Source organism: Paenibacillus taiwanensis DSM 18679 (assembly GCF_000425125.1).
GTDB classification, from domain to species: domain Bacteria; phylum Bacillota; class Bacilli; order Paenibacillales; family Paenibacillaceae; genus Paenibacillus_B; species Paenibacillus_B taiwanensis.
In genome coordinates this window covers 61021-71032 of record NZ_AULE01000002.1, presented here as the reverse complement: position 1 = coordinate 71032, position 10012 = coordinate 61021, and the positions used below count along the sequence as shown (strand labels likewise).

Below are 10012 nucleotides of genomic sequence, written 5' to 3'. Positions count from 1 at the left end.
CGAACACGACCGTTAAGCCCTCCAGCGCCGATGGTACTTGGACCGCAGGGTCCTGGGAGAGTAGGACGTTGCCAAGCAGTAAAGCCCATTGACTTCTGTCGATGGGCTTTATTTATTTTTTCTAATTGTTCATACAATGTACGTTTCCAACAAACAATAATACATAACGGATGTTACGATGTATCTACAATCTGCCTATCTTATGGTAGGAAGTGCATGTCAGGTCCTTGACACGTCAAGGGGGCTCTGCTAAAATCGGCATAATATCTAAAAGCGGTATAGACAAAGTAGTTGGTTTGTTCTTGCTCGCAAGACATTTTTTTCATTAGAAACAGAAAATATATGGAATAGTAAAGGGAGGAACTTCTTCGTGTGGGAGTCTAAGTTCGTTAAAGAAGGGTTAACATTCGATGATGTATTGTTAGTACCGCGTAAATCCAGTGTATTGCCTCGTGAGACCGATGTGTCTACACGTTTAAGTGATAATGTGAAATTAAATATTCCATTCATAAGTGCAGGAATGGATACAGTAACTGAAGCACCTTTGGCTATCGCTATCGCACGTGAGGGTGGTATCGGTATTGTTCATAAAAATATGCCAATCGAGCAGCAGGCAGAAGAAGTGGATCGTGTAAAACGTTCGGAAAGCGGCGTTATTACAAATCCATTTTCTTTATCTCCTAATCACACCGTAGCCGAAGCGGATAAATTGATGGGTAAATTCCGCATTTCAGGGGTACCCATTGTCGATGAGAATAACAAGCTGGTTGGTATTTTAACGAACCGTGACTTGCGCTTTGTACATGACTTTACTATTCAGATTAAAGATGTGATGACGTGCGAGAACTTGGTTACAGCCGCCGTTGGCACTACGCTTCAACAAGCGGAAGTTATTTTACAGCAGCATAAGATCGAGAAACTGCCTTTAGTGGACGAGGACAACACGCTCAAAGGCCTAATTACGATTAAAGACATCGAGAAGGCTATACAGTACCCTAACGCAGCTAAGGACGTACAAGGCCGTCTTCTAGTTGGTGCAGCAGTTGGTATTTCCGGTGATACAAAGGAACGAGTAGCGGCGTTGGTCCAAGCTGGAGTTGACGCAATCGTTGTGGATTCTGCTCATGGCCATCATATTAATATTTTGAATGCTGTTCGCGATATTCGTGCGAACTATCCTGATTTGACGATTATCGCAGGTAACGTTGCAACGGGTGAAGCTACTCGTGATCTAATTGAAGCAGGTGCATCCGTCATTAAAGTCGGAATTGGGCCTGGTTCTATTTGTACAACACGTGTTATTGCAGGTATTGGTGTACCGCAAATTACAGCTGTTTATGATTGTGCATCTGTTGCTCGTGAGCTTGGAATTCCTGTTATCGCAGACGGTGGTATTAAGTACTCCGGCGATATTACGAAAGCACTTGCTGCAGGCGCAAGCGCGGTTATGCTTGGTAGCTTGTTTGCAGGTACAGAGGAGAGCCCGGGCGAATCCGAAATTTATCAAGGCCGTAAATTTAAAGTATACCGTGGAATGGGCTCACTAGGTGCCATGAAACAAGGCTCTAAAGACCGTTATTTCCAAGACAGCAGCAACGAAAAGAAATTAGTTCCTGAAGGTATTGAGGGACGTGTAGCTTATAAAGGCCCTCTGGCAGACACTATTCATCAATTGCTTGGTGGTTTGAAGGCTGGTATGGGTTATTGTGGTACAGGCTCTTTGAAGGAGCTACAGAACGATACACAATTTGTGCGTATTACAGGTGCTGGCTTGCGTGAGAGCCATCCGCATGATGTTCAAATTACTAAAGAAGCGCCTAACTATTCTTTCTAATAAGCAAACAAGCACGACAGGAAAAGACAGGGAGTGCACCCTGTCTTTTTTTTGTCTATCAGGCTGTGATAGAATAACGACAGATGGATTCATCAAGAGAGGAGTTGTACGTGTGTTTAAACACAACAACGAAGCAAGTCCCCGTACCAAATTTAAACGTGCGATCGCATTTGTGACCGCCTTTCAAATTCTATCATTTGCACTACTGCCTTCAGCAGGCATCGTTGCTGCAGAAGCATCGTCAAAGCTTGTTGCGCAAGGGGAAACGACAAACAAGACAAAACCTGCTAAATCTACTAATTCTGCTGCGGCCTCGCCAACCAAAGAGTCTCTTGGTCTCGTTGTTGATTCGGCTATATTAATGGAAGCCAGCACAGGTCAAATTATCGTTAACATCAATTCGGAAGTCGCATTGCCTCCGGCAAGTATGACTAAGATGATGACTGAATATATCGTAATGGAAAAAGTGAAAAATGGTGAACTGACTTGGGAAGATAACGTATCTACCAAAAAGAATGCCTCTTTGACTCAAGGCTCACGTGTATTTTTGGCAGAGAATGATACACATACTGTACGTGATCTGTACATTGCGATGGCGATTGCCTCTGCTAATGATGCTACAGTAGCTCTTGCGGAGCATATTGCAGGTACTGAGCAGGATTTCGTGAAGCTTATGAATGATACGGCTAAGCGGCTTGATATGAAGACAGCGCACTTCGTAAATGCAACAGGGCTTGAGCGTCGGGATATGCCCGAAGAATTCCGTCCAGACGGAGAGGCCGAGACGGTGATGTCAGCGATTGATGTCGCTAAGCTGGTACGTGCCATTGTACAGGATCACCCAGAGTTCAACCAGTTTACAACTATCCAGAAGAAGAAGTTCCGTGAGCGTGACAAGACGGAGATGGATAATCTGAACTGGATGCTAGAAGCGAACAAAAATGTAACTAATTTTAAGCGATATGCTTATCCTGGTGTTGATGGTATGAAGACAGGTTTCACAGATGCTGCCAAGTATACGTTTGCTGGGACAGCGAAGCGTGACAACATGCGTCTGATTACCGTAGTTATGGGAACGAAGTCCAAAGAGGCTCGTTTTACGGAAACAGCAAAGCTGATGGACTATGGATTTAACAATCTGGAAGTGAAGCAGGCAGTTGCCTCTAAGCAGGTTGTACCTGGTAAAGAACTTGCTCCTATTAAAAAAGGAGTTTCTACAGAAGTGCGTGCTGTAACGGAGAAAGGTGTTTCTTTTGTTGTGGACAAGGGTGCAGCATTTGATGAGAAAACATTAACGAATGAAGTAAACTTGATTCCTGAAAATGAATTGGTAGCCCCGATTAAGAATGGACAGAAGGTAGGTACGGTTACGTATACGTTCAAAGGCAAGACGGGCGAACAAAAGCAGACAGTGAACCTGATTGCCTCAGAAGATGTGGAAAAGGGCAGCTGGTGGCGATTATTTTTCCGTGCAATCAAAAATTTCTTTGTTGATTTGTTCAAATCGATCGGAGATTTGTTCTAAGTGACATAATCCCGACAATAGCGGTTGTGTATATGTACACCATCATGTACAATAAGTGGATGAAATCAGGATAGCTCCGTAAGTGGAGCACGATATGGCGGGAGGCAGGCAAGGATGGAAACAGGAACAGCTCGAGTGAAACGTGGTATGGCTGAAATGCAAAAGGGTGGCGTTATTATGGACGTCATGAATGCGGAACAAGCAAAAGTTGCGGAAGCGGCAGGTGCAACAGCAGTTATGGCGCTTGAACGAGTACCATCAGACATTCGCGCCGCTGGTGGCGTGGCTCGTATGGCAGATCCGACGATTGTCGAAGAAGTTATGAAGGTCGTATCCATCCCGGTAATGGCGAAAGCTCGTATCGGTCATTTTGTAGAGGCGAAAGTACTGGAATCATTGGGTGTAGACTACTTGGATGAGTCTGAAGTGTTGACACCTGCGGATGAAGTATTCCATATTGATAAACACGACTTCACAGTACCTTTCGTATGTGGCGCAAAAGATTTGGGAGAGGCGCTTCGTCGTATTGGTGAAGGAGCAGCTATGCTGCGCACCAAAGGCGAGCCTGGAACAGGCAATATCGTAGAAGCTGTACGTCATATGCGTCTAATCAATAGCCAGATTCGTAAAGTGCAGAACCTGTCTAAAGATGAGCTTTATGCCGAAGCTAAAAATTTGGGCGTATCATACGAACTGTTGCTTAATGTTCACCAACATGGCAAGCTGCCTGTGGTCAACTTTGCTGCAGGAGGCATAGCAACGCCTGCTGACGCTGCCTTGATGATGCATCTTGGTGCAGATGGAGTATTTGTAGGCTCCGGTATTTTTAAGTCGGATAATCCTGAGAAGTTTGCTCGCGCTATTGTAGAAGCGACTACTCATTATACAGATTACAAATTAATAGCTGAAGTGTCGAAAAACTTGGGCACGCCGATGAAAGGCATCGAAATTTCGAAGCTTGCGCCATCTGAGCGTATGTCGGATCGTGGCTGGTAGAACATCGGACACGATACTGCTACTTTTATAGTTGCTAAACTTATCGGAGAAGCTTGGTGAGAAGGAAGGTCAGACACGTGAAGATCGGAGTATTGGCCCTACAGGGCGCTGTTGCAGAGCATATTCGCAGCTTAGAAGCTGCTGGTGCAGAAGCAGTAGCTATCAAGTGGCCTCAGCAGCTTGAGGATGTACAAGGTCTTGTTATACCTGGTGGTGAGAGTACAACGATTGGCAAGCTCATGAGAAAGTATGACTTTATTAAAGCCATTCAGCAGTTCTCTGAGCAAGGTAAACCGATATTTGGTACTTGTGCTGGCCTGATCGTACTCGCAACGCAGATTGAAGGAAATCAAGGCCCTGAAGAACCACATCTTGCTTTGATGGATATGAAGGTGCGACGTAACGCTTTTGGGCGGCAGCGTGAGAGCTTTGAAGCCGACTTGTCGGTTAAAGGCATTCATGAGCCGATAAGAGCCGTGTTTATTCGAGCGCCTCTTATAGATCAAGTGGGAAGCCATGTAGACGTTATTTGTGAGACGAATGGAGAAATGGTAACCGCGCGTCAGGGCCATTTGCTGGCGTGCTCCTTCCATCCGGAATTGACAGACGATATTCGTCTCCACCAATACTTTGTGGACATGGTACGCGAAAGTATGCAGCAGCAAGGTTAGATTCTTTACAAGGCTTTATGCTGGTGGACGGACGTCATCGGAAACACCTTGACCTTGAGCCCTTCTTTAGGGTAGGGTTAAGGTGTTTTTATTTGACACAGACTTTATAATAGAGATATGAGAGCAATGTGAGAGACAAGCCTGTTCTACTTGTAGGAGGGATACCCTTTGTTGGATATCAAATATTTACGTAATGAGTTTGAGCGAGTGGAGCAAGCGCTCAATAATCGTGGCAAATCGCCTGAGTTAATTGCACAATTTCCACAGCTGGATGCGAAGCGTCGCGAGATGCTGCAAGATACGGAGCAATTAAAAAATCGCCGTAATGTAGTGTCACAGGAAGTGGCGAAATTAAAGAAATCAGGCCAATCGGCTGATGAACTGATTGCGGAGATGCGCCAAGTTGGCGATCGCATAAAGGAACTGGACGACGAGATTCGTGTTGTGGAAGAAGCGATGAATGAATTAACGCTGGCCATTCCTAATATTCCAAACGAGGCGGTGCCAGTGGGCACGTCTGAGGATGATAATGTACTAACACGTGTATGGGGCGAGCCAACCTCATTCAGCTTTGAAGCGAAGGCGCATTGGGATATAGCGGCTGATCTGGGCATTCTCGATTTTGAGAACGCTGCTAAGGTAACAGGTTCACGATTTGTATTTTACAAAAATGCAGGTGCTCGTCTGGAGCGTGCTTTGATTAGCTTTATGTTGGACGTACATACGACCGAACATGGCTATGAAGAAATTATGCCTCCTTATATCGTGAATCGCGACAGCTTGTATGGAACGGGTCAATTGCCTAAGTTTGAAGAGGACTTGTTTAAGCTGGAAGGTACCGATTATTACTTGATTCCGACAGCTGAAGTGCCTGTGACGAACTATCACCGCGAAGAGATCATCAGCTTGGATGAGCTGCCACGCAAATATACGGCTCACAGCGCTTGCTTCCGTTCAGAGGCGGGTTCAGCAGGAAGAGATACACGTGGTTTGATTCGCCAACATCAATTTAACAAAGTAGAGCTGGTTAAGATTGTGAAGCCTGAGGACTCTTATGAAGCATTAGAGGCGCTGACGTCACAAGCAGAGCGTATTTTGCAGCTTCTGAAGCTGCCTTACCGTGTGATGACGTTGTGTACAGGTGATCTTGGCTTTAGTTCAGCTAAGACGTATGACCTTGAAGTCTGGCTGCCTAGCAGCAATGCATACCGTGAGATTTCGTCTTGTTCCAACTTTGAGGACTTCCAAGCACGTCGGGCTAATATTCGTTTCCGTCGTGATACAAAGTCGAAGCCTGAGTTTGTACACACACTAAATGGCTCTGGCCTTGCTATTGGACGAACTGTAGCGGCTATTATTGAGAACTATCAACAAGAAGATGGTTCTATTGTAGTACCAGAAGTGTTACGTCCTTATTTGCGCGGCATGGAAATAATTGAAAAGAAATAAAGGGCTTGCTTCAATGCAAAATAGCTGATATAATCGTGATTGTCCGACTCGAGTTGTTATTGATCGGCAATCACATATGGAGAGGTACCGAAGTGGTCATAACGGGGCGGTCTTGAAAACCGTTAGGGTGCAAGCCCACATGGGTTCGAATCCCATCCTCTCCGCCAGTATATAATTATTCAACCACATCACAGTTGTGATGTGGTTTTTTAGTGCATTTAAGTACCCGTAGAAGTATGAAATGTGAATTGGTACTTGGAGAGGGACGGAGCGTAGCATGACGCCATCACCTATTTCATTTACATGAGATTTGGAGCTAAGCGGGAATGCTCATCTGTATTTATCCGTATAAAAGTGTGCGTCCATCCACACACTGTAAATGTGAATAGTGGAGGTGTTGGTTCATGCACAACAATGAAGGCTTGGGAATTGACCAAGCGCAATTAGTGCAAGCATGGCAGCAAACGCTGCCGACTACGCTTGACCCGACGGACAAAGCGATTGTATTGGCGGATGAGGGTGTTCAGAATGGACTGCGCATTCATATCGATGCCGCAGGCCATCAGCATTATTCTTTTGACTTTGAGTGCGCGTATGTAGATCTGCATGAGGTTCGTGTGCAGCTTGTAGATGTGGAGCGCGACGGGCGTACCGTGGATGAACGTACAGAAGTGATTCAGGAGCTGACACAGAACTATATTCGCCATATCCACGAGTGTGCTCAAGCGCTGCAGGATATAACGGACTAGAAGGTACATTACAGGAGGTAGCACGATGACTAAAGCAAAAGCAAAAGGTAGTGCAGACAAAAACTTGTTAAGCGTAGTCGACAGTCTGGACGAGGCTACAGTGAACAGCCATCATGCTCAACAATTGCAGCAGGATCATAATGATCGACGTCATCAGGATGCGCTGAATCATGATCACGAGGCATCAGACTCGGTATAACACCTAAGAGAGGGCGATATCCGTATGGGCAACGCAGGCAAATCCAAGGCCATTCCGGTGCCGGAGGCCAGTCAAAATCAGGAGCGTCACCATGCCGGAAATGATGGCGGTGCGCAGCAGGAGCCATTGTCAGGCTCGAAGAAAGTAAAAAGCAAAAATCATGTGAGTCATAACAATCCGCAAGGATAACTGGTAAAGTGGAATATCATTAAAATATGGCGTAATTACGATTTACAATTCGATTCTAATAAGTCTCCTTTAATTTTCATTTCCTCAGCAAGAGAAATGGATTGAAGCGAGGCTTTTTTAGTGCAAAAATATTGAATTCTATGTCTTTGCTCTCATATCCGCTATAATAAGGATAAGTATAGACAGAGGGAGAGTGAGAGAACTTGTCTGATCTAGTAGACGTAGACACCATTGATGAGAAGATTGCCACCGATGTCAATCAGGCTCATTTTAAGCCTGTCAAACATACCAAGATGAGCTTAGGCAACTTGGCAATGCGTATCATTTTTATTACGCTTGGTGCTGTTATGATGGCTGTAGGTTTGGAACTGTTTTTAGTGCCAAACCAAATGACAGATGGCGGCATAGCCGGTATATCGATTATTTTATCCCACGTTACAGGTGCCCCACTCGGACTTTATTTATTTCTACTCAATGTCCCGTTCCTCATTATCGGATATAAGCAAATTGGCAAGACGTTTGCGCTATCCACCTTACTAGGTATCGGTATTATGTCGGTAGCTACGTTTTTGCTTCATCCTGTCCCGCCTTTTGTAACCAATAGCTTTTTGGCTGTTGTATACGGGGGGGTTATATTAGGAATTGGAGTCGGTATCGTTATTCGATTTGGAGGATCATTGGATGGCACCGAAATTGTTGCCATTCTATTCAACAAACGGACAGCGTTTTCTGTCGGTGAGATCGTGATGTTTTTTAATTTGTTTATTATGGTAGTTGCAGGTTTTGTATTTAGTTTTGAAAAAGCGATGTATTCCTTAATTGCATATTATATTGCCTTTAAAATGATTGATGTGACGATTGAAGGCCTAAATGACTCTAAGGCCGTATGGGTGATCAGCGATAACTATAAGGAGATCGGTGATGCGCTGCTAAGTCGTCTTGGGCGTGGTGTAACTTATATGAAGGGTGAAGGTGGATTCTCCGGTGATGAGAAGAAGGTTATCTTCACTGTTATTACGCGTCTTGAAGAGGCGAAGCTCAAATCCATTGTCGAGGAGCATGACCCTCAAGCCTTTCTGGCAATCGGAAACATCCATGATGTTAAAGGCGGACGTTTTAAGAAAAGAGATATCCATTAACAGGGATTATTACAGCAAGTTTCGACATTATTGTGTGGTTTGTATAGGCACGTATGCCTAATTTTATGGAAATATTCGATTAAAGGATTTTCAAAATCCTCCATATAGGTTAATATCTAATGGGTGAACTTTCAAGGAAAAGATGGGAGAGACAATCGTGAAGAAAAGATGGTACCAAGGTGCAATTGTGATGTTATTCGCTGTTGCCTTAGTTGTGACAGGCTGTGGCAGCAAGACAAGCTCGAAGGAAGCCATTCAAGGGGCATATACGAAGTCGCTTGAAATGAAGTCTTATGCTTTTAAATCAACAGTTAAAGTAGATGACCTTCAACTAACGGGAGCAAATTTCGAAGGTCAACAATCAGCTATGATGGCTGGCTTGCTGAAGAACTCGGAGTTAACGGTATCGGGTGTTGCTCAAAATGAGCCACTTCAAGTAGAAGCGACACTTGATGTAGATATTAAAGGTGATATGGCATTTAAATTCTCATTGCCATTCTCCATGACAGCAGAGAAAATGTACGTGAAAGTACCTAACATTCCGATGCTTGCGGGTATGATTCCACAAGAGATAGTCGGTAAGTTCTTGGAGCTTGACTATAAGAAGCTTGCAGAAGAGCAAGGTCAGGCCTTTGATATGAGTTCTGCTAACATCCAGACTTCACAAAAATTCGGCAACGAGTTCTTTAAAGAAGTAGTCAGCAAATTCGATGAGAAAACTTACTTTACAGACGTTGCTGTAAAAGATGCTGGCTTGCCAGAAGGCGTAGATGCAAAGCAAGTTGTGAAGTTTGCAGTTACTAACGAGAATTTCGATCAAGCAGCAACAACATTTGTTAAAGATGCACTTCCAGCATTGCTTGACTTGATGTCCAAGGAAGAGTACCGTAAGATCTTCCAATTGGAAGCTTCTGAGATCGAGAAAGCTAAGACAGAGCTTAACGCTTCTGATAGCGAACTGAAAAAAGGCTTGGAAGAAATGAAGAAATCGTTAAAAGTGAACGAGTTGAGTGTAACAACAGCAATCAACAAAGAAGGCTTCCCTGCATACCAGACATTTGTAGGTAACCTTGACTTTAACGAAGCGGACGAGAACGTCAAGTTGGCACTTCGTGTGACAACAGAGACAAGCAATATTAATGGCAAGCAAGAATTTAAGATTGGTGTTCCAAAGGATGCTATTCCTATGGATCAACTGGAGCAAATGTTTGGCGGCGGCATGTAAGCTACTAACCTCATAATGAAGAGACCTGTCATCTGA

At 44.4% G+C, this 10012-nt stretch carries 10 protein-coding genes, 1 tRNA gene and 1 rRNA gene; all 12 read left to right on the top strand.

What is annotated here, in order from left to right; genetic code table 11:
* Positions 1 to 77 (top strand): 5S ribosomal RNA (gene rrf / locus H509_RS28705); the annotation flags it as partial.
* 293 nt (positions 78 to 370) lie between these two features.
* Entirely contained in the window at positions 371 to 1834 is a 1464-nt protein-coding gene (gene guaB / locus H509_RS0100935; RefSeq protein WP_028543411.1) for an IMP dehydrogenase, read from the top strand.
* 112 nt (positions 1835 to 1946) lie between these two features.
* Positions 1947 to 3359, top strand: a complete 1413-nt coding sequence (locus H509_RS0100930; RefSeq protein WP_028543410.1) for a D-alanyl-D-alanine carboxypeptidase family protein — start codon at positions 1947 to 1949, stop codon at positions 3357 to 3359.
* Between the two features lie 114 nt (positions 3360 to 3473).
* Complete coding sequence (gene pdxS, locus H509_RS0100925) at positions 3474 to 4355, top strand: pyridoxal 5'-phosphate synthase lyase subunit PdxS (protein WP_028543409.1); 882 nt, start codon at positions 3474 to 3476, stop codon at positions 4353 to 4355.
* Between the two features lie 77 nt (positions 4356 to 4432).
* A complete protein-coding gene (gene pdxT / locus H509_RS0100920) occupies positions 4433 to 5026 on the top strand; it encodes a pyridoxal 5'-phosphate synthase glutaminase subunit PdxT (RefSeq protein ID WP_028543408.1) in 594 nt (197 codons plus the stop codon).
* A 168-nt stretch (positions 5027 to 5194) separates the two neighbouring features.
* The gene (serS, locus tag H509_RS0100915; RefSeq protein WP_028543407.1) at positions 5195 to 6475 is read left to right on the top strand and encodes a serine--tRNA ligase; all 1281 of its coding nucleotides are present in this window, start codon (positions 5195 to 5197) and stop codon (positions 6473 to 6475) included.
* 78 nt (positions 6476 to 6553) lie between these two features.
* Positions 6554 to 6642 (top strand) — tRNA-Ser (locus H509_RS0100910).
* A 237-nt stretch (positions 6643 to 6879) separates the two neighbouring features.
* Positions 6880 to 7224, top strand: coding sequence for a hypothetical protein (locus tag H509_RS0100905; RefSeq protein WP_028543406.1), 345 nt, complete (start codon positions 6880 to 6882; stop codon positions 7222 to 7224).
* 25 nt (positions 7225 to 7249) lie between these two features.
* Positions 7250 to 7423: a hypothetical protein gene (locus tag H509_RS27925; RefSeq protein WP_169450837.1), complete on the top strand. Its 174-nt coding sequence runs from the start codon at positions 7250 to 7252 to the stop codon at positions 7421 to 7423.
* Positions 7424 to 7447: 24 nt separating this feature from the next.
* The gene (locus tag H509_RS0100895; RefSeq protein ID WP_036695766.1) at positions 7448 to 7612 is read left to right on the top strand and encodes a small acid-soluble spore protein P; all 165 of its coding nucleotides are present in this window, start codon (positions 7448 to 7450) and stop codon (positions 7610 to 7612) included.
* A gap of 293 nt (positions 7613 to 7905) precedes the next feature.
* Positions 7906 to 8751 carry a YitT family protein gene (locus H509_RS0100890; RefSeq protein ID WP_051286751.1) on the top strand — a complete coding sequence of 282 codons (846 nt, stop codon included), beginning with the start codon at positions 7906 to 7908 and terminating at the stop codon, positions 8749 to 8751.
* A gap of 157 nt (positions 8752 to 8908) precedes the next feature.
* Positions 8909 to 9976, top strand: a complete 1068-nt coding sequence (locus H509_RS0100885; protein WP_028543403.1) for a hypothetical protein — start codon at positions 8909 to 8911, stop codon at positions 9974 to 9976.
* Positions 9977 to 10012: the final 36 nt, after the last annotated feature.